The organism is Sulfidibacter corallicola, from assembly GCF_017498545.1.
Taxonomy (GTDB): domain Bacteria; phylum Acidobacteriota; class Holophagae; order Acanthopleuribacterales; family Acanthopleuribacteraceae; genus Sulfidibacter; species Sulfidibacter corallicola.
Genome location: NZ_CP071793.1, coordinates 11,644,095 through 11,665,002 on the forward strand (window position 1 = coordinate 11,644,095; position 20,908 = coordinate 11,665,002).

General features: G+C 52.0%; 12 protein-coding genes and 1 pseudogene. 5 read left to right on the forward strand and 8 right to left on the reverse strand.

The window, feature by feature from the left end; all coding sequences use genetic code 11:
• Nucleotides 1-106: 106 nt before the first annotated feature.
• The 3 genes from J3U87_RS34480 to J3U87_RS34490 all read right to left on the reverse strand — a co-directional run bounded on the left by J3U87_RS34480 (nucleotide 107) and on the right by J3U87_RS34490 (nucleotide 3,431).
• A complete protein-coding gene (locus J3U87_RS34480; RefSeq protein WP_237380676.1) occupies nucleotides 107-1,012 on the reverse strand; it encodes a hypothetical protein in 906 nt (301 codons plus the stop codon).
• Nucleotides 1,013-1,033: 21 nt separating this feature from the next.
• A complete protein-coding gene (locus J3U87_RS34485) occupies nucleotides 1,034-1,639 on the reverse strand; it encodes a hypothetical protein (RefSeq protein WP_237380678.1) in 606 nt (201 codons plus the stop codon).
• Between the two features lie 208 nt (nucleotides 1,640-1,847).
• Nucleotides 1,848-3,431: a hypothetical protein gene (locus J3U87_RS34490; protein WP_237380680.1), complete on the reverse strand. Its 1,584-nt coding sequence runs from the start codon at nucleotides 3,429-3,431 to the stop codon at nucleotides 1,848-1,850.
• Nucleotides 3,432-3,609: 178 nt separating this feature from the next.
• Between J3U87_RS34490 and J3U87_RS34495 the strand changes: the two genes are divergently transcribed.
• Complete coding sequence (locus J3U87_RS34495; protein WP_237380682.1) at nucleotides 3,610-4,548, forward strand: tyrosine-type recombinase/integrase; 939 nt, start codon at nucleotides 3,610-3,612, stop codon at nucleotides 4,546-4,548.
• Between the two features lie 434 nt (nucleotides 4,549-4,982).
• Here the strand turns inward: J3U87_RS34495 and J3U87_RS34500 are convergent, their stop codons facing one another.
• Nucleotides 4,983-5,879 (reverse strand): tyrosine-type recombinase/integrase, encoded by an 897-nt coding sequence (locus J3U87_RS34500; RefSeq protein WP_237380684.1) that lies wholly within the window; start codon nucleotides 5,877-5,879, stop codon nucleotides 4,983-4,985.
• A 203-nt stretch (nucleotides 5,880-6,082) separates the two neighbouring features.
• On the opposite strand from J3U87_RS34500, the gene J3U87_RS34505 reads away from it, so the two are divergent.
• The 3 genes and pseudogenes from J3U87_RS34505 (at nucleotide 6,083) to J3U87_RS34510 (ending at nucleotide 8,461) form a co-directional block, all read left to right on the forward strand.
• Entirely contained in the window at nucleotides 6,083-6,613 is a 531-nt protein-coding gene (locus tag J3U87_RS34505) for a hypothetical protein (RefSeq protein WP_237380686.1), read from the forward strand.
• A 401-nt stretch (nucleotides 6,614-7,014) separates the two neighbouring features.
• Nucleotides 7,015-7,272, forward strand: a pseudogene (locus J3U87_RS35495) (hypothetical protein); the annotation flags it as partial.
• 355 nt (nucleotides 7,273-7,627) lie between these two features.
• Nucleotides 7,628-8,461 carry a Mu transposase domain-containing protein gene (locus J3U87_RS34510; RefSeq protein WP_237380688.1) on the forward strand — a complete coding sequence of 278 codons (834 nt, stop codon included), beginning with the start codon at nucleotides 7,628-7,630 and terminating at the stop codon, nucleotides 8,459-8,461.
• 183 nt (nucleotides 8,462-8,644) lie between these two features.
• Here J3U87_RS34510 and J3U87_RS34515 read toward each other — a convergent pair whose 3' ends face one another.
• A complete protein-coding gene (locus tag J3U87_RS34515) occupies nucleotides 8,645-15,892 on the reverse strand; it encodes a S8 family serine peptidase (RefSeq protein WP_237380690.1) in 7,248 nt (2,415 codons plus the stop codon).
• Between the two features lie 226 nt (nucleotides 15,893-16,118).
• On the opposite strand from J3U87_RS34515, the gene J3U87_RS34520 reads away from it, so the two are divergent.
• A complete protein-coding gene (locus J3U87_RS34520) occupies nucleotides 16,119-16,676 on the forward strand; it encodes a sigma-70 family RNA polymerase sigma factor (RefSeq protein WP_237380692.1) in 558 nt (185 codons plus the stop codon).
• 50 nt (nucleotides 16,677-16,726) lie between these two features.
• Here the strand turns inward: J3U87_RS34520 and J3U87_RS34525 are convergent, their stop codons facing one another.
• The 3 genes from J3U87_RS34525 to J3U87_RS34535 all read right to left on the reverse strand — a co-directional run bounded on the left by J3U87_RS34525 (nucleotide 16,727) and on the right by J3U87_RS34535 (nucleotide 20,773).
• Complete coding sequence (locus tag J3U87_RS34525; protein ID WP_237380694.1) at nucleotides 16,727-17,182, reverse strand: hypothetical protein; 456 nt, start codon at nucleotides 17,180-17,182, stop codon at nucleotides 16,727-16,729.
• Between the two features lie 220 nt (nucleotides 17,183-17,402).
• Nucleotides 17,403-20,210 (reverse strand): serine/threonine-protein kinase, encoded by a 2,808-nt coding sequence (locus J3U87_RS34530; protein ID WP_237380695.1) that lies wholly within the window; start codon nucleotides 20,208-20,210, stop codon nucleotides 17,403-17,405.
• On the reverse strand, nucleotides 20,207-20,773 hold the full coding sequence (locus J3U87_RS34535) for an ECF-type sigma factor (protein ID WP_237380697.1): 567 nt from the start codon (nucleotides 20,771-20,773) through the stop codon (nucleotides 20,207-20,209). The genes J3U87_RS34530 and J3U87_RS34535 overlap by 4 nt, the downstream gene beginning before the upstream one ends.
• Between the last annotated feature and the right edge of the window lie 135 nt (nucleotides 20,774-20,908).

Consider the following 20,908-nt stretch of genomic DNA (forward strand, 5'->3'; position numbering starts at 1 on the left):
TTGAACGGCAAAAGCAGAAAACCGATGCAACCAAAAGACACAAAACGAAGAATGCCTGCAAGCATAGGATGAGTGTAATGTGATATTTAGACGATTTCAGAGGGCATTACTGGCTTTGGGAAGTCCCCTTGGCATGTCCCGTTGGGTGGACTTTCCCAGGATTGGCTTGCTCTTTCTTTCTGTACTCGATTGCAAAATGCATTTTTGAAAAGTCGAGATCAAATTTTCCACCCCTGGTCACAAGAAAGCCAGATTGCTTTAAGGCACGCAAAAGGTATAGCTGATCGATTGGCTGACCGTCATCATCAAATTCGCGATACTGGCGAGCGTTTTCTTTCAAGAGCTTCATATCCAATGCGGCCTCCAAATAGCGCACGAGTGCAATACTATTTTTCGGGTGATAATCTCCATAATCAATTTCGCGACCACCATGGATCTCCGGAAATTGTGCCAGCTCGCTCGGCCATTTATGAATAGACTCTGAAGTAAATGGTGTCAACCAAAGCCGGGTCATATCTTCCGCATAGCGTTCGTGAGATTTCATATTGTAGGCGATCATATCGCTCGATTCAGAAAGATCGACCTTGAAGCCAAACGCCGTGTAGCGCAACTCCGGGTTTCCATCGCTATCGCGACCAATCTCAGCGATCTCATTTTTCCCCTTGCCCGCAATAACGAGATTTTCTTGTTCATCACCGGTCACCGCAAACCCCTCTCGTCCGAGAAACATATTTGTCGCTTTTTCCACTTTTTCTCGGTTCTCGGCATCTGAAAAAGACTGCGTGAAGTCTTCCACTTCCTTTTGAGAAAGTGCTTGCATGGCATCCAATGCCGCTTCATATTGGGGTTTCTTTTCAGGGGCAACATTGCCAGCGAGCGCACTGCCAAACAACCCAATCAAAAGAATATCTTGCCGTGTCTCGGGCAACCGTTTGATGTAGGCCTGTTGTTCTTTCGGCAAGGTCGCGAGCTTCTCGGCAAGCAGGGCTTGTGCTTGTTCCTTCCCGCCCAACGCGTCGTAGATCGCTTCAAGTCACTCGTTGAATGTTTCGGTTTTTTCAAGTTTGAAGGACCTTTCTTTCATCTTCGCTTGATCCCCCTCGGTTTCTGAAAAGTCGGAAAAAACCTCCGTGACGTCTTTTGCTGTCAGTGAACGTTTTTGTTGCAGTTCAATTTCCATACGTTTCGCAACAAGGCGAGCCTGAAACTCCTCACCCACTTGAGGGTCAGCCCAAAGCCGGTCAAAGGCTTCCAATTGTCCCGTAGTAGCCAACGCTTCGCGGAGTCTTGTCAGTGTGGCTTCATCAAGCGTGGGTGCGGTGTTTTCGTTCTCCACAGGTGCATCCAACGAAACCGGTGCACCCGCCCAGCCGGTCAGGTCGTCGGTCGAGAGACCGCTCGGCTGATCGTCGGCATCATCATCCAAACGCAGGTCGCGTCCAAAATCCAAATCTTCGAGGAGTTTGGACGCTTCGCGTTGGTCTTGCTGTCGAGCTATTGGTTCTTTGGCAAGTTGCTTTTTCATCTCGGTGCGCGAATCGGCAAGCGCGTTTTGTGCTGCTTGCTCGCGCTCTTCTCGTTGCTTTCTTTGTTCTGGCGATTCTTGCTCATCTCGGGCTGACTCGGGGTCGAGTGGCAATCCACCTTCGATGTCGTCGCGTCCGCCGCCGGATGCGCCTCAAAACTCTACACTCATAACTGTTACGGTTATTGGATATCGTTCGATAGTATTGGATTAATCGTGAACTTGAAGCCAGTGTGCCACAAAGTGGCACAGATTGCAAAAAATGGACATAAACATAGCTCCCGCCACCAGAGGGAGCTATGTGCGGATACGCCTTGGTGGGCTACCGAGAAGCGATTTGGAAATTGGTAAGGTTGGCAACCTCCATGAGCCTTCGATATTCATCAAGATGCATGATATACGCTTCGTGTTCTCGTTCTGGGTCGGACATATTCGCTTCCATATCTCGAGCCATTTTCTGATATTTTTGGAGTGCTTGCTGAACTTGGTCGCGAGTAACTCCTGGCTTACCTTGAACCAGTTGAGCAAGTAGGGTGACCGCTTCCGCTCCAGCCGCACTCACCGGATTTACCTTTGCGTAAACCCCCAACGAATAATCATTTTCAATGTTCCCAATCCTATGGTCTATGAAGCCTTCAAAGAAAGTATCGTTGAGGCTGGCGAGTGTTTGTTTCTCAGTGTCGGTGAGCGCGACTCCAAACACGCGATCAAAATATGCCTGGTTCCACGGAGCGAGTTTCCAAATACGTCCGTCGATCGTGATTTCGCTGGCTCGGTCGGCATAGGGCGACTCTCCGAGTCCGATCATGAGCGTGGCGGCACTATCGGCTCGGTACGCAAGAATGAGTTCATCAGATTGTGCGATTCTGGAAAGCGTAAAGAGGACGGAGGCGTACTGCGTGCAGATTTTGCGGGCGATGTAGGGGTTGATTGCCTGTTGGTTCGCGTCGACGTAGGAGCAGAGGTGGTTGAGTCCGTCGATGAGGCGGGGAAGATCGCCGGACTTGTCCATGCGTTTGAGGGTATCAAACCAGCGCTTGAACAATTCCTTGCTCGCGTCGAGGTCTTTTTGGATTGTCTCCATGTCGACCTGACCATTGTCGAGCTTGAACTTTCCGGCTTCAATGAGGAGAAGATAGTATTTCTTGGAACTGATTGTGAGCGCCTGAAAAACCTTGGGAATGTTATCACGGGTTACTTCTTGACCCTCTGGAAGACCCAACACTGTGCGCATCGCGACCGGTTGGGCTTTCTCAAGCCCTTTTTCAATAAGTGAACCGGGATGATCGAAACCGCCGACCTTGTCGACGTTGTGGAAACGAATGTTGAGCTGTCGCACTGCTTCCGGGCTGTGCTTGAGGGCTGCCATGTACCTCTCGGAGTAGGCACGGATGGTTTCGTTGGAGACGATGCCCTGCAATCCGTTCAGACCACTCACGAATGCTTCCGCTTCAAAGTCTTTTCCTACTATTTCAGCAAACGCTCGGTCAGCGTCGGCGGTGTTCGCCTTGAGTTCGTTGCGCTTTTGGTCGGCGTGATCGTCTAAATCTCGATTTTCGGGATTCGCAGCCAATGAGGGCACAAATGAGGTGGCGACCACTCCTATACCCACGGCGACCTTGTCTGTGGCTGACTTGATCTTTCGCGCACGGTCTTGCACGTCGTTCGCCAAATCGTCCAAAAGTGTCGTCGTCTCCTGCCGAAAGGCATCAATGGTTTCGGCGAGCTGGCCGGTGGATTCGGTTGGCGGGATACCCAGCTCGGTTTGCGCCTCCTCGGTGGCGATGAGATTGATGGTTTTCATGGTGGAGCGTGTTATGGATAAAGTGAGTTTGTTTTTAGTCTTCTTGACCCTGTATTTTACCGATCCACCGAAAAATGCAAGTCTCTCGATTTGGTAACGCATGGCAACCTCCAACGTGAGCAAAAACAAGAAAAAGTCAAGTGCCTTGATATAAAAGCTTTGTCTGGTATATTGGTTACCAGAATTACCATTATGGAAACCAACCATGACCTGACCAGGAACTGGCCAATCCAAGCTCTTCCCGGGGGAATCCATCGGAGAAAGAAGGACCAGAGCGACTATGACGACGCTACTTGAGCGCTTCCTTGCCACCAAACGATCACCGAACACCCGCGCCGCCTACAGAGGCGACATCACTGCATTTTTGGCCAAGTTCGGATGGGGAATGCTGGCATATCCAGACTTTTGCCGGATTTCGGCGTCTCGCATGTCAGATCAGGTCGGAGCCTTCTTAGCTGGCGTTCGGAAGATCGATGAGCACACCGGCCGGGTGCTCAACCCCCAGACCTGGAACCGCAAGCGCAACGCCCTATCTTCCTTCTTCGGATACTTGGTGGACTGGCATCGGTACCCGCGGAATCCGGTGCGAATCTTCAGATTGCTACCAACCCGCCGAAAGAGCAGCACCCAGGGGCTGAATGCTTCCGAGGTGCGAACAATCCTCGACCACCTTCAACACATCCGCGACGATCGGAAGACCGAGAGTTCCGCACGGGATTACCTGGTCGTTTTGTTCCTGTTCCACTACGCTCTCCGACGCAGTGAATTGGTTTCGCTGCAATGGTCGGACTTCCATCCGAGACAAGGCTTTTTCGAAGTGGTTCAAAAGGGTGGAGAACCACGGCTAAAGCCTTTGGTGAACGAGGACTGGGCTGGGCTTTCCGAATTCCGCCAGCGATATCCCTGCGATTGTCCCTATGTCTTCCACGGTGTCCGGCGGCATCCCAAAACAAAACGCTATCACCCGCTCTCGCCAGCGTACATCTTCAAGATGGTGACAAAGGTTGCCTGCGAAGTCTTGCCTTACAAGCACATCACCCCCCACTCATTTCGATGCTCGTTTGTAGGTATAGCTCTTGACCTTGGCGTCGATCCGGTCAAGATCGCGCACGATGGGGGCTGGGCGGACCTGAAAATGATCGGCTACTACGATCCTCGGGATTACCAGCAGGACAGTGCGATTGCTATGGTGGCGTGTCATCAAGGACGGGCAAAGTGACAGCAAGCCGAAGACGACATAAATGGAAAGGGCTTGTTTTTGACTGACTCTAAAGGACTTGGTACAATCAACACGTAAGTGGTTGCTATAATGGTAATTATCGAAACCACGCGAGGAAAAAGCAAGTCGGCCCGAGAATCTTTCGGCCTGAACGAAAGGGAAGGCGGGAAACAAGACCCAGCTCGTCGAGGTTTCAGAGTAGGCCGGCATTAATGTTGCCGATTTCTTGCCACGGGATCGACCTTGTTGCTCTAGATGCAAAACGTTTGCGCGCGATTTAAAACGAATACTTGCGCGAAATTCAATCATTCTTGATAATTTGGATTACCGTCACAAGATTGTAATCCTGTTCAAAATATCGCGTCAACCATTGCCTGATGATTCGACAACATCTATTCTTCAAGGCGTCCCCGGTTTTCTCGATTCCATCACCCTCACCACTCTACGATTTCACCAACGTCGTGAATGGCGTTGTGTTTGAGGTAATCGCGGGTGTCGTAATATTTGACCATTTCGATTGTCGAATGCCCGGTTGCATTGGCAATCGAAACAAGATCATTTCCGCGGGTCAAGGCCAGCTCGACGAAAGCTTTTCTGAACGCATGCGGGCTAAAGCAACTGCCGGGCAGCGCCTTCTTCGTGATGGTTTGGACAATTCCGTAAGCGGAAGATGCCGACAAGGGACGACCGGCAGGTTGTCGAAGACTGATAAAAACCGGCTCTGGAACGGAATGCGAGCCCTCCTTCAACCCGCTACGGTTTAGGCGGAGATGAGTGGCAACCTTCAGATCGATCAATAGACTATGAAGGATCGGTGGTATCGGCAGGTGTTTCTCGGTTCCACCCTTTTGAGTGAGCCGCAGGGTTTTGGAATGGAAATCGATGTTCGACCAGCGAAGATTGACAGCTTCACTTCGACGAAGGGCCAACAGAAAGCAACAGCACAGCAGAGTCGTGTTTCGAAGTTCTCTCCATCCCTGGGTTCGGTATCCGGATAAAAAAGTGAGTAGGATGCTGATCTGGTCGGCGCTCGGGCTTTTGGTGGAGCTTTTTCGTGGCATAGGAGCCGGATCAAGAACTTCGACGGGGTTCCTGGATAACCCATGGGCTTTTTGGAGAAATTGGAAGAAGGAGGAGAGTGCATACAGTCGGCGGTTGACTGAGCGCGGGTTGGTGAGACGCCCTGTGGCGGGATCCGTCTTCTTGCTGGCCGCCACGTATGCTGACACTGTGTCGCAAAGTACTGAAAACGGAAAATCAAGGATGGATCGGCCTTGGCTTGAAAGAGGCAGCAAGTCCTGGGATGCCTTGATTCGATCGAGGAATCCCACAACCTCCCGCCGGTAAGCCCGTATCGTTTCGGGGCTTCGTTTCGTTGACAGAAAAGACTCGAGGAGGGCATCAAGCTGAATTTGCGTGGGGCGTTGTGAGGGCATATGGTGCGGTCAAGAACTCCAGAGGTGGGATCACGGTAATCCAAATTACCGTGAGTTTATGCAAAATCTTGCACCACTCAAAAAAGGAGCACTCACTCATGGATAAAACTTTATGTACCAACGCCTTGCCTTTAGCGTCGTCACATCACGGCGAAAGCCCTTTTGGGTTGCCGTCTCCTGACGCCCATCAAACAGCCGATGATCAGCCGCAATCTGAGCTGCAGGATCCCAAACAACAGCGACGCGTCATCGGGAGGCCGATGAAATATCGCCCCTTTATCGAAGCCCTTGAGGACGACGTAGTCTACACCCCCGCCTCCATCATCGATTGGGGTTATGAAAAAGGTGTCCTCCTCAAGGAACCAGGCTCAAAAGAAGGTCGATCCCAACGCGTCAAAGTCCGGCATTCTCTTGCTCGGTTTTCCAAAAACCACGGCTTCCCTGATGAAGGAGATGGGGTAATTCGGCGAAAGGGACAACAACCTGCACGCGGCTGGAAGGGTAGTCGATGGAAAGCCTCCTTGCGCAAAGTGGAGCCCGGCACTCCCAATCACACAAAGCCTTCTGAGGAACCTCTCCCGACGGCATCTGTGAACAAAACACCGGTCTGCATCCCCGCAATCGTATAGCCAATTGACCTGACCGGCGGAACCTCCACATTCCGAGTATGTTCATTCAAAGACCTGACTGGGTTGCCCGTCAGTCAGGTACAATGCGGTCGCCGTCCCGCCCTTGGACACCCCTTTGGGGTAGAAGATGCAACACCAAGGGTGGGTCGGCGTCCGAATCCTTCACCCGTGAAAGGAAAAATGCTGTCTAGTGGTTGCTCTTTACGAGTCGAGTACTGCGCTAAGCTCCACCCAGACCGGCGGGGTTCCGTTTTTCAAGGGATGGCAGCCCACGAGACTACAGCTTACGTGTGCATCCTGAATTGCTTCGAAGTGCTTCCGGGTGGAGCGTCAATTACCCAGGTGGGATTCGAACCCACTGAAACCATTCCCCTTGGCAGGGAGAACACAACAATCCCGCCGAAAACGCCCTACGCCAGATCGTACTGGGTAGAAAGAACTTCATGCTCAACCGTTCGAAAGAAGGTGCGCGTGTGACAGCGATTCCGTGCACCATTTGCGTTTTGTGCGCGATGTTCGGGGTCAACCCGAAAGACTATGTCCGAGAAACCGTGTTGCGGATTCGTAACTGCCGCGGCTTCCAGCTTCCCATAGCGTTTACCAATCAACGTGAACACTGCGACCTCTGGCCGTTGGGTCTTGTCAGCAACCATGCCTGATAGGCGATGATGTCGCGATCCTTGATGGTGCGGACCTTTCGCGTCGATCCAAAATATTCGTTAATGGTCCGCCATCACCGCTGAACTCGGTTCCACGTATGGAGTATTTCCTTTTTGGGTTGGGCGATCCTCATGATCTGCGCCAAGGTGGAATCTGCTGATTCAGCGGCCTCGACTCCCTTGCGCGATTCGACCCGCTTCTCTTCCAGCCAATTGCGTGCATCCTTCACGGTCTTGAAGGGCTTCTCCGGTCGCTTGTAGCGTTTTTGGCCTTTGGTGTCGAGGTAGGGTAGTACGTTGGCCCCTGCAATTCAACACCCAGCAATGCGCGGCATTGGTGCTCGCCCACTCACGCATGCTCTTCGCCGCCTACTATCGACAATTCCGGCGGTTCGAAGCCAAATGCTTCCTCGCCGATGCGTTTCACTACCTCAATGGCACCGCAAAAACCTGTCTCATCGACAACACTTCGGTCGTCCTAGCCGCCGGGAGCTGTGCCAATGCGCAGATTTCGTCCGAAATGGCGGGCTTTGCGCGGGGGTACGGCGTTACATTCGCGGCCCATCGCATCAACCATCCCGAACGCAAGGGACGTGTCGAGCGACCATTCCACTATCTGGAAAACAACCTCCTGGCTGGGAGCACTTTTTCGTCCTTGGATGACCTTAACGCCTCGGCTTCCGATTGGTGTAACCAGATGGCCAACGACAAAGTCAAGCGATCGATCGAGATGTTTCCGAAGTCCGCCTATCTGATGGAGAAACCCTTTCTCCTTGCGCTACCAAAGGTGTGCCCACTGGTATACGAGTCATTGTTTCGCGTTGCCGATACGACCGGCTACGTCCATGTAAAACGCAACCGCTACTCCGTCCCTGATCGGTTGGAGGGTAAGCGTCTAGAGGTACACCACTACTTCAACGAGTTGAAGGTCTACTTCCGCAGCGAGTTCGTCGCAACGCATCAGATCTGTGAGAAGCGCGATCAGCGGATCGCAGCGGGAGGCGTCTCTGGAGCGGAGAGCTCCATGGGGCTTCAGCTTAGGAGGCTCTGCTTCGCGGTCGTGATCCGCTTCTCGACACCTACCTCGACCAAGCGAAGCCGCGCGTGCCTGGGCGTGGTGTTCATGCGATGGAACGCCTACTACACCTTGTGCGCACCTATTCCGAGGACGTTTTTTACGGAGCTCTGAGGTAAGCCCATCACTACGGGCTGTTCGATCTGAATCGTCTGGAGAAAATGATTCGCGATGAAGTGACCGGCGATTCGGTTCAGGTTGCGGGCGAGGAGGTTATTTTATATTTAAGTATATTAAAACCAAAGTTTTTAAAAAAACCAATTTTGCCCTTGATTGACAACCGAAATCTGGTTCGCTCTACGGGTTACAATACTCAGGGTCGCTTACGTTAACATAGAGCAAGTCACGCACATCTATAAACCCGTCGCCGTTGGGGTCATTGGGGATGGCATAGAGCCAGTCTTGGATAAGTAGATAGAGATCTGTCAAGGTATTACAGCCGTCCCCATTAACATCTCGATAAAGGGGATCGAGAGCAACCAGGATGGTTGTTTGTATAGACACTGTTTCCGTTTCATCGCTAACGGTCAGGTTGAAGCTCGTGGTCGCCTCGGGCAGGGGATCCAACAGAAGAGGGTTTTGGCTGGTGATCGCACCGGTCATATTATTCTCCCATGTAAGGCTAAACGGTGGACGGGAACAGGAAATCCGGGCTTCCAGTAGGGGGGGATCAAGGCCCAGAGCGCCGGGAGATTGGATCATGGCGGCCAGAGGACCATCCGCGGTCAGGGTTACCGGGGTCGATGTTCTGCTGCCGCAAACGTTGGAAACCTCACAAACATACACCTCCTCGTCACTCACAGCCACGGGCCTGAAAGATATGCAGGGGGTTAAAGCAACAGGACTTCCGTTCTTGTACCATTGATAGAAAAGAGGCTCGCTGCCACTTGCCGCGACACACCATGTGAGGTCTTCTCCAGGACAGATAATAATATCACGGGGCTGCAGAGTCAGGGTTACCGGCTCATTGACAGTCAGCATTACTGAATTGGAGGAAAAGGCGCCACATGGGTTGGTGACGATACAACGGTATTCTCCAGCATCAGATTGATTTCCCACATCCAGGACCAGGCTCGGACCAGTGGCATCCGGAATATCGATACCGTCCTTCTGCCAAAAGTAACTCATCGGCTCAGTGCCGGTTACGACGACATTGATGTTGACTTGATCGCCGAGACATGCTGCTTGGCCCACTGGTTGGGAGACAATGTCAATCGGCTCGTGTACAGTCAAGCCTGCAGGGTTGGATATGGAGGCAAAGCATGGATTGGAAACAATACAACGATATGCACCTGAATCGTTTGTTGTCACGGAGTCGATACAAAAATTGGGCTCATTGGCGCCACCTATATCATGGCCATTGAGCTGCCATTGATATGTCAACACATCATTGCTACCGGTAGTCACGCTGAAACATGCTGATTCTTCAGTACAGGCCGTCAGCTCTACTGGATGAGTGACAATCGAAATCGGCTCACTCACGGTGAGTCTTGCCGAATTGGAAGTGAGCGATCCGAATTGGTTGCTGACCAAACAATCGTAACTACCGGAATCGCTCGATACAACTGACGAAATGGTGTAGCTCGGGTTCCTTGCACCTTGAATCTCGAAGCCGTCTTTACGCCATTGGTAGGCAAGATCTCCCGAGGCACGTGCAAAGACAAAAAAAGAGGCCTCACCTTTGAGACAAGCGGAAGCGTCACCGGGCCCCTGCAAAAGTTGAGGAGGGTCCTCGTCAGCTATTTCGATAGAGAATGTTTTTCGGTGGCTGATTTTGTTGGCGCTGGTTACCTGAATGTCAAAGGAATAGAAGCCTGGCTGTACCGGAAGACCGGAAATCTCCCCTGTCTCAGGAGACAACCCCAACCCTGGAGGTAGTGATCTTTCTACGAGGGACCAGACATGAGGATGCACACCACCGTCGGCAACAAGGGCTGCGTGATATGTCTCCCGATTCGACCCCCTTGGCAATGTGGCCGTAAGGATATTGGGCGCCTCCCCCTCGGGCGGGTCGAGCACAGTTGCAAATAGTCCGCCTCCCGCGGTAGAGGTGTGGACTAAGAGGGGGCTATCCGGGGAACGCAATGCCCCTTCCGTCTCACGGGAGATGTGGGTTACCTTGAGCGAGGTCAGTCCACCACTGTAAGGCTGCCAGGCACCATGCTGATTACCCCCTCGAAAAACACCACCGGCAACTTCGGAAGAAAAGCTGGCCAGCAGCGCTCCCGATTGAGGATCAAAGGACAAGGACGTTGCGGGCACGCCTGCCGGCAAACCGGCGTTATGCGGTGTCCAGTGATCTCCCAAATCATCGCTGTAATATACACCGCTGGAACCAGCGATCCAGATCCTTCCGACAAGAACTGGATCTACAATGAGGTCGTTCACCCGATGGTCCGTAAACCCATTTCCCGCCCCCGAAAACCAATCGACCCCACCATTATCTGACCAAGCCACGCCATCCCCTCCGTGCATTCCCACCCAAATACGAGTTCTGCCACCGTTGCTTTGGATCTCCAGCGCTGTCAGTATTTGTGATGAGAGGCCCTGGTTCGAAGATACAAAGCTCAAGCCGCCATCCTCGGAAATGAAGAGGCCGTCCGTAAGCGAAACCAGGTAAATCCTTCGTGGCTTGGTGCCCCGATCGATGGCAATATCGGATATTGGAGCCCGGGTCAGGCTGGTCGGCAACCAGGTCAAGCCTTGATCATTGGTGATATAAAGGCCGTCTTCGGTTCCGGCATACAGTGTATTCGGGTTGTCCGGGTCCAGTTGTAATGCATTGACATAAAAGTTATCGAGCCCCGCGACCCTTGGCTCGAAGCTTTGCCCACTATCCGATGACACCTGCACCCCAAAACCTTGTGTGCCAACATAGATCGTTTCGGTATTGCCTAGCGCTCTCGTTGAAATATTGATCTGGTCGGCAACCGAGCTAAACTGCCTGAGATTATCCCATGTATCACCGCCATCTATTGTGCGATAGACACCTTCCCTGTTGGAGCTGGCATATAGAATACCTGAATCGGTTGGATGATGCACCAAACCATTGATGTCCTGGTTATCAAAAACGCCGTTATCTATCCTAAACCAGCTTTCACCCGCACTCTCGGTTTTATACACACCACCTCCATTATCACAACCAACATAGGCGACCAAGGGGTTTGAAGGGTCTATGGCCACACTGAGGGCTCGGGCACTTAAGAAAAAATCATGCCATAAATCCGTATAAGGATTATAAGAGTGAATTCTATTCGGACCTGCTGCATAGATGAATTCCGGATCGATACCAGATGCTTCGATCGCGAAGTCCGGATAACCTGGCCAGGAAAGGGTTTTTATGAGTTCCCAATTCCTTCCATAATCATCTGTTTTATATAAGGCTCTATCAAAACTTGCTAAAAGTTTCCCTTGCTTAACTTTTGAAAAAATCAAAGATGATTCTGACAAACTGAGCTGTGAGTAAGAACAGGGCCGGCAAGGACTCATCATCTGTTCCCACCTCACTCCTCCATCAATAGAAATCCAAGAAAAGCCATCTTCATCAAGAGAAACCAATCGGTTTTCGTCAAACGGATCCACTGCAAAATCAACGAGTCTTGCCGCTTTGTTGTTCAGGCCGTTGCCAAAACAAGGATTGGGTTGATACCAAGTAATACCCCGGTTATCTGAACGCCATACGCCATCATAATATACGTAATAATATCTATTAGGCTCCGAAAAAGCAATTTCAGGAAGGGTATTAAAATAAGGATCGGATCCCCTTCTGTCAGTTCTAACCCATGTGTTACCAGAAGACCTTGTTAAAAAAACATCTCGACTAGGAATAAGCAATTCTTTTGGGTTGTTTTCATTGATAGCAATTCCACTTAATGGCATGGATAGTAGCCCTGAGTTCTTTTGCTGCCAATTCGCCCCATCATCGTCACTCTGCAGGAGTCCATAATGCCTTGACCATATGAAAACCCTGTTCAGGCCCGGTCCATCGAATACTGGGTCTCGGGGTGACCTTCGAACATTTTCGGTCGTTATATTTCTCCATGAAATCCCGCCATCTTTGCTTAATAAAATACCCTTACTTGTACTTGCCATCATGCGTGATGCGGAATCGTCGTCTCGCACAATGGAGGAAATGCTATAAACGTCTGGAATATACAAATCCGCCCAAGTTTGGCCGTAATCTGTGCTTTTCATGAGTTTATTAGATTCGGAAAGGTATTTTTCATATTTTATTATATCACCCGGATCAGTCTGAGATATTTCAATTTCTTCGTATATATTTTCAACAGGTATATTGTCCCACGTGTGCCCTCCATCTTGACTATAGACACTAATTGAATTATCAGGACAAGATGGGATACAGGAGCCATAGACATATGCAGATAAATACATATGCTCAGGATCAGCGCGATACAAACTCATATTCTGACGAAATCCACCGACGGCGGATGGGTATGGAAGCTTCTCTCCTTGTGATACTATCCCGCTTATGTCAATGGTAGCAACTGTATTGTCTAGAACAACCTTTTGGTCGCGGCATTGCAACCGCCAAAAAAATGCAAAAAGACGCCCATCTGTAGAAAACTCGAGTGCTCCTGCTCGGGTTCGGTAATCGTAATCATCACAAAAGTACCAGTCCTCCCATCGATTTTCGATACGATTAAAATACGCTGGAACACGCCAGTCTCTGGAAGCCCAAATGGATCCGTCAGCAGGAGAAATAGCTAGGTTCGCTTCTAAGTCATAACCAATGGTATCCCATGTTTCGCCGCCATCCCATGTTTCCTTTGTCCAAGTCTCATAACTATGTAGTAGGGCCAGCATGTGCAAAGGGTCACTGGGATCGATAACCAATTCCCTTAATTCTGGATATGAGGTGCCCTCGAAACGCCAGGCACCTTGATTTTCACCAATTACATTCAAATTGTAACTTTTTCGAAAGGCCATCTCATTTTTATCGAGAATTTCTATGGTAAAGGAAAATTCGCCCTCTTCTTTGGTATAACCGATCAATGTACCATCCGGTCTCAGATCGATTCCTTCTGGGAGAATTCCGGACCATAAGTGCCAAGAATAAGGTGGTACACCCCCTTTAGCCAATAACGTTTGACGGAATCGCCTTCCTTTCTGAGTAACTTTTATATGATCACTGATGATAGTTGGGTTTGTGTAAGCAATTACCTGAAGCGTTAGCTCTTTTGAGTGAATTTGGGGTTTTGGGCTTCCATCCTGGACCATTATTGTGAAGCTCCAGTTTCCTTCTTTTTCACCATTGCCGGTAATCAAACCATGACTCAGCTCAAAACCTGGTGGTAGCTCTCCATCAAGGATAGACCATGTATATGGCTTTGTTCCACCAGATGCCACAAGAGAGTGACTATACTCATCATCCATCCGAGCGTGGGCGAGAGCAACGGTCTCAATACGGATATTATGGTGTAGAATATCATTCAATCCCAGAGTTAAGTCCACCTTTCCGAAACCCCATTCAGGGTTGGGGACAAAATCCGTAAAATCGTCTTGCCAAGAGGATTGAATCACCATATTACGAGCTTGAATGGCATCCAAGCCAGGATCTCTGGAAAGTAAGCGGGCAACTAGCCCAGTAACCACAGGAGCCGCAAACGATGTCCCCTCTAGTACCCCGTAGTTGCCCTCCGATGTAGATGAGATGATCAGTGCCTCCGAGTGGTCCAGCTTGTGATGAAGGTAAATTGAGTGTGGGGAGGTCCCGGGAAACGCGGCCCTGCTGACAGCCCCTATCACAAGCTCTCCCGGCGCCGTTGTATCCGGTTTGAAGCGACCATCTCTGGTTTTACCCGGTGAAGAAAACTCGGAGATGTCGCCGATGAACGCCGAGGTATCCGCCTGGTCCGTCCCATTAATATCGGTCCAAGCTGTGCGAAAGCGGGTGCTGTCGATGTGCTCGGCAAAGCTCCCAACCGCGATCCCGTTGTAAGCGGTAGCCGGTTTACCGATCAGATAATGATTATCCGCCGCCCCGGTGAGATAAGGGTCCAGGCCGCCGACGAGGGAGAAATCACTCAACCATCCATGGTAATGGCCACCCGCGTTTATTCGTGCCCCATGAACTTCCAGCCGCCAATCCCCTGCCGCCGGTGCATTGTAAAGGTCGTCGTGAATCATGATGATCGCCTCTCCGCCTCCAGAGTTGCGCCCCATGGTGGACAGGAAAATCCGGCCGAACGGGGTATCACGGCTGACATGTTCGAAGCCGCCGATGCTGACTTGAGTCTTACCATCAGGTGCAGTAATGCGAAGGCTGAGTTGGTCATTGCTGTCGAAGAGGATTTGAACCACAACCAGATCGTTACCCGTGCCCGGCTGGGGAAATGAATACTCGGGAACGTGAAGAATATGCTCGTTCCACTGACCAGTATAGGCCTTACCCTGAAAATGGCGGAACCGGGTGCCGTGATTGTCGGAGGCATTGCCCGCGGCGATGACCACGGCCTTCCCGGGCTTACCCTCTCCGACCAGGGCATCGATGGCCCTTTCTTCGAGGGCTCTACCGTCATGGCCACTGAACATGGTGCCCAATGAAAGATTGATGACATAGGGGTGGGTTCCCGCCATCTCGTCGATAAAGGCCAGGCCGTTGATGATGTCGGAGGACTCAAAGTCGAGCGTGCCCGCATGGCGGGTTCCCTTAACCACAATCAAATCGGCGCCCGGCGCCATGCCCGGCATCTCCGGGGTGCTGCCCGCCGCAATGGAGAGTCCGTGAGTTCCATGCCCGGTGGTGTCGATAGAGGGAAAATCGCTGCTGTTGGCCAGGGCATCGTTGATTTGGGCTCGAGTGAACAAGGTGCCACCAAAAGGACCGGGGCCGTCCAGCAAGCCATCGCCATCCGTGTCTCCTGGTAGGGACAGGTCCAGGATGTATAGAATACGGGTTGTGCCGTCGGCTTTTCGAAAATCGCGGTGGAAAATATCGACCCCTGTGTCCAGGTAACCCACAATTGTGCCTGCTCCCGCGTCCATGGGGATATTGTTTTTTTCAGCACGCGTCGGATAGGGGACGGCGGGACCGGGATGATTTACCGGTCGCCAAATCGCTTTCATCAACTGGCTCATGCGGGCCTGATCCAAGCCCTCCAAAGCGGCTAAGTCATGAAGGCGATCCAACGAAATGGTTCCGCTGTAAATGGATCCAATCCCTGTCTGGATTTTGAAACCCGATTGCGCCAATCGCGCTCTGTCACCGTGGAAATCGATCAATACAGGCAGATAGGTCTCGGAAGGCTTCTTTAAAGCATTGATTCGACCAACGTTACCGGTGAGCCCCGCGACGGTGGACCAGGCCCGCTGCCAATTCTCGGCAGCTTTTTTTTCCGAAATCCCCTTGTTCGTATCTTCCAGCCGGTAGAGGACCCGGAGGGCCGGGCCAAGCCGGTAGACGTAGGAGGTTTCCGTGAAAGCCATGCAGGTGGCGGGCATTGTGATCAACATCCAGACCAGCGGCAGACTCAGAGGTTTTCTTCCCAGTGCAAACAAATAGATCCCTATGTTCAGACACCACATACGTCAGGCTCCCCTTCTTTCCCGCGAGCAGGGCGTATCTCAATCGAGCATCTGTCAAACCTCATGAATCCTCCATTAATGGCTTTTGTACTTATAGGGGAAAAAGGCAACACCAGAGGATCAACTGTTATTTATTTTTTTTAAACTTGATTTTTCAAGAATGGTGATTTTATTATTCTCGACACTTTGATGAGCCAAAAGGGGTAGGAGGAGTATGTTATCTCCTATGAATGAAAAAACTGGAACCATAACCCACCTGCTGCGAGCCTTTCAAGGTGGAGATGATCAGGCATTCTCTAAATTGATCGAGCTGTTCCACCCTCAGCTGGAAGAGGTTGCCAAAGCCTGCTTGGCCGGGGACGGCATGCATGACTTCATGCAAACCCAATCATTGGTTCAGGAATACTTTCTGCGTCTCTCAGCGACCAACCAGCTCCAGCCCTATGACTCGAAGGCTTTCAGGAGCTTCGCTTACAAAGGGATGCGGCGAATTGTGATCGACAAGGCCCGTCGGCAAAGAGCACGTATCAAAACCGTGCCTCCGACAGAAGAAAATGATGCGATGGACCATGATCCCTCCTTCTCAGATGTGGACCGGTTATGGCTGGAACAGGCGTTGGAACGCCTGGATGAAGCGATGCCCGGCATGGGGGTGCTGGCCCAGCTCAAATACCTGGGGTATTCCAAGGTGGAAATTGCCTCGATCCTCGAAATGTCGCCAACCCGGGTCGTGCGTGAATGGAACAAGTGCAAGCTCTTCCTGAAAGCCCTTCTCGTGAATTAATCCCCCCGGAACCGGGTCCGGAGGGATTGGATCAAGTGAATCAACCGGGGTCAGCCCTGATGGTTACCTCCATTTCCATCCGGATCATCCGCCGAACCATCGGTTTCGCTGATGCGGTCTTCGCTCAGGAAGCAGCCACATATGGAAGGACGCTTTGCGTCTCGAACTTTTCTCTTTCTGCTATCCCGGCAGCACCGACATTTGTCGGGGTGCTCGCCAGTGTAGTGGATTCCCAGTGTTTTTTCTTCCTTGTTCTCAAGGTGTGCCGAGGTGGCGACGTTCCAGGACGAGTTTGAAAGAAGCAGGATCAGAATCAGGCAATAAATGAGGCAATTCGATGATGAACAAAGCATGGCATGAACTCCGTTTAGAGCGGGAATCCCCCTTGCTGTCTCTGGGCGCAATGGTTTCGGACGACCTGCCTGGTCGTCGATCAGGACCCGATTCGGCATAAAGGCATCCGCCGCGAAATAGGCCCGGCATCCGGGCGCACCAGAAATGCGCATGCCTCGAATTTTCGGTCCGCATTTTCCGAAAAAAAACTCGAATAACCTATAAAACCTTACAAACAGGAAGCTTACTATCCAGCACACCGAGTCATAGTTCGCCAAAGAGGATTTTGAGACATTTTTCGTGACGCCAAAGCGCGAAGACCACACATAATTGTTGATATGTTAAGGGATGAGCAATCCGACGCGAAAAATGGCCAAAATCCCCTTTGCGAATTTACGGTTCGGTGTACTGGCTCCCCTGTAATTTTTCCCATGCCCGGCATAGCCATTCGGGCTCCGGCAATCCGGATGACCTGAAATGAGCCTCAGAGATGGATAGGAGCTCAGCGGCCTCGTTTCTCCGTCCAAGGAAGATGAAGCAACGCGCCAGGTAGACGCGGTACAGGTGGGTGCGTTGGTCGCCGGCGTCTAAATAGTCCTCTGCATACATCACGGTCTGCCGAAAGAGTGCTTCTGCCTGTTCCGGACGACCCGCCTGCTGATAAGCTTCCCCCAGAGTACACAGCGTATCCAGTGTGGAGCGCGCAGAAATACCCAAGCTCTGTTCCTTGAGCAAGAGGGTGTGTTGCAACAAGGGAATGGCCGCGGTGCTCCTCCCCGATCTCACCATCAGGTCACCCAGGTTGTTGTAGGCACGCAGACTTTGGGGATGGGTAGGAATGCCCCTGCTCTCATATACACCGATGATCTGCCGGAACATCTCTTCGGCACGTTCGAAATATTCAAGGCTGTTGTATAGAACCGCTAAGTTGTTCATGGTGGCCAGGGTTTGTTTGTGATGGGGCCCGAGTGTCTCGCGGCGTGTTTCCAGCACCTTGGAAGCCAGCCGGTCGGCCTCAACCGGACGACCGCTGAGGTAGAGAACCCGCGCGAGGCCGTGCATGGTGCTCAAAGTATGGGGATGGTTTTTGTAGAGCACGGCTCTTCGTGTTTCCAAAACCTTTCGATACCAGCGTTCGCTCTCTGCATATGCACCGCGACCAGCCAGACTGTTGGCCAGGTTATTCTGGGCAACCAGAGTACGGGGATGAGTGGAACCTAGAGAGGATGTCAATGCCTCGATGGCTTCCTCAAGCAACGCCTCGGCCTCCGAAAAACGGTGCAGGCCGACCAGAGCATTGGAGAGGCCCACCATGGTTCCGGCGGTATCCTGATGTCGATTGCCCAGAACCTGCTGTTGGACTGTCAGCAGGTGCCGCGCCATGGGTTCAGCTTCCTCGAAACGCTCCATGCTCACCAGGGTAGAGATCAGCTCGTTCCGGATTCTCAACATTAGAGGGTCGTGCTCGCCATTATGGGCGATCCTTTTTGACAGGAGCCTGTCGAAGAGTACCTCGGCCCGTTCTAAACGGCCCAGACGTCTCAAGGTCCTGGCGAGGTAGTCAGTGATCTCGAGTCGTTCCTCCGGGCTGGGATAGACGCTTCTAGCCGCCATCCGGTCAGCCTGCTCCAGATGGTTCAGCGCGCGATTGTAGAGCCCCCAGCCATAGGCGACCCGACCTAGAATCAAGTGATGAGCGGCATCCATGGGTTGGTGAGCGGGTATGGAGCCGGCAAGCAACTGTTCCATATCGTCGAAGCGTTGCTCTGCATCCCGGTGCTCTAGGTCGGGATCAGGTGCGGCCAGATAGTCCATCAGAAACTGCTTACTCGCCTTGACCCTGTTCAGAGCCAACCCGGTTTCTCGGCGTGCTGTTTCCGCGTTCGACCACATTTGGGTCACTGTTACAAACCCAACAAGAATCAAGAGCCCGAAAATGAGGGTCATGGACACGATAAAAAAATGGCGTGCCAGAAATTTGCGAAATATGTACCAGGGTTTACCAGGGGCGGCGTGGACAGGACAGGCGCATTCATGGCGTTCCAAATCGCCATCGAGCTCCGAGACTGACGCATAACGATCCTTTTTCTTTTCGGCCAAAGCCTTTGCGGCGATCCATGTCAAGTCTTCCCGTACCGCTCGTTTCAGGGCTCCGGGCGTAGTGCCTCTGTTGTGAGCCACCTCAGTCAGGTCGGTGATTTCATCCAGGAGCTGTACTGCTGACGATAGCCTGGAGCGGTGGAAAGTCTCGATTTCTTTCTCGAGTCCCGCTTTCTCCCGCTGTTTCGGGTCGATGATGGGATGGCCTGTCAACAGCTCGATGAGTATGGCACCCAATGAATAGATATCGGTGCGGGCATCGTGGTCTTCCCCACTGTTCAAACCCTCCGGGCTCATGTAGGTCATACAACCGAAGTGAGAAACCGGATCGGCCGCCCACTGGTGGCGCGACCAATCGATTTGCCTGGCAATGCCGAAATCGATGATCTTGGGGACCGCCTTACTGCCGTGAAAAGTGACCAACACATTGGACGGTTTGAGGTCCCGATGAATGATCCCTTTTTGATGGGCGTGTAACAAGCCATCACAAACGCCGCGAAAGAGAGCCACCCGTTGCTCGATTGTGAAGCGGTGGTGATCACAGAAAACAGTAATAGGCATTCCGTCGATATGCTCCATGGCAAAATAGGGGCGGCCGTCCTCGCTGACGCCGGCATGGTAGATCTGGGCGATATTGGGATGGCTCATGATGGCCAACATCTTGTATTCCAGCTCGAAACGATCTACCAATGAAGCGTTGCCCGGGATCTCGCGAACCACTTTGAGGGCAACATCCCGCTCCATGGGTTCGGTCTGATGGGCCAGATAGACCACGCCCATGCCGCCGGATCCCAGCTCTTCAATGATCTGAAAAGCACCTATTCTCGCCGGCGTGGGGGTTTTTGTGCCCGCTTCCTCCGGTTCGGAGCGGGGACCTCTTTCGAAGACGGTGTTGACCACCGTACTGTGAATCGGGTCCATCATATTTCGCCAGTATTCAGCCGACCCACTGCTCTGATCCAACATGGTTGCCAGCTCCCTGGCCAGGTCGGGGTCCTCGAGCCTGGATTGTTTCAGGAATGCCTCTCGATCCTCTCCCTCCAAGGATTCTGCATGAGCAAACCATTCCTGAAGAAGCAGCCATTGTTTATCCCCGCTCACGAATCGGGCTCCAGAGAGCGCTTGTAGATCCAAGCCTTGGCAAATGACCACCTGCGTTTTACCGTGGCGATGGAAATACCCAGACTATCGGCTGTCTCCTGGTTGGTATAACCGCAGAAGACCTTGAGCTGAACAATCTTAGCCATGCAGGTATCCTGGAGCTCCAACTCGCGTAGCAGGCTGTCGAAGAGCAGCCAATCCTCGGCAGTGCCGCAGCCCGAAAAAAGCAACGTCTCATCGGCCGACACCAGGTCTGCATCGCGTTTTAAAGCTTTTCCTCGCCTGGCCTCGTGAATGAGGGCACGCCGCATGGCAATGGAGGCGATCTTGAAGAAGTGATTGCGATCTTGCCAGTCAATTCCGCTCTTTGTCCCCAAGTCCGCATAAATCTCATGCACCAATCCGGTGGTCTGGAAAGGTTTGTTCTTTTCCAATGACATCACGTTATGGGCAATCGCGCGAAGTTCGGCATAAACCTGATCAATCAGGTCTTCGAAGGCGCCTGGCTCGTTTTCTTGCCAGCGACTCAGGAGCTTCGTAATGGAGGATGGCGATCTGCTCATGTTGCCCCTCCCTCCGGTTTTCATCTGATCTTGAAAAAATGATAAGGACGCTTTCTCTGAAAAATCAAGCCGAGAGGAGACAAAAAACACCCCATGCTGATCCTTTCCACTCGTGTTTTTCCCCTGAAAGTATAA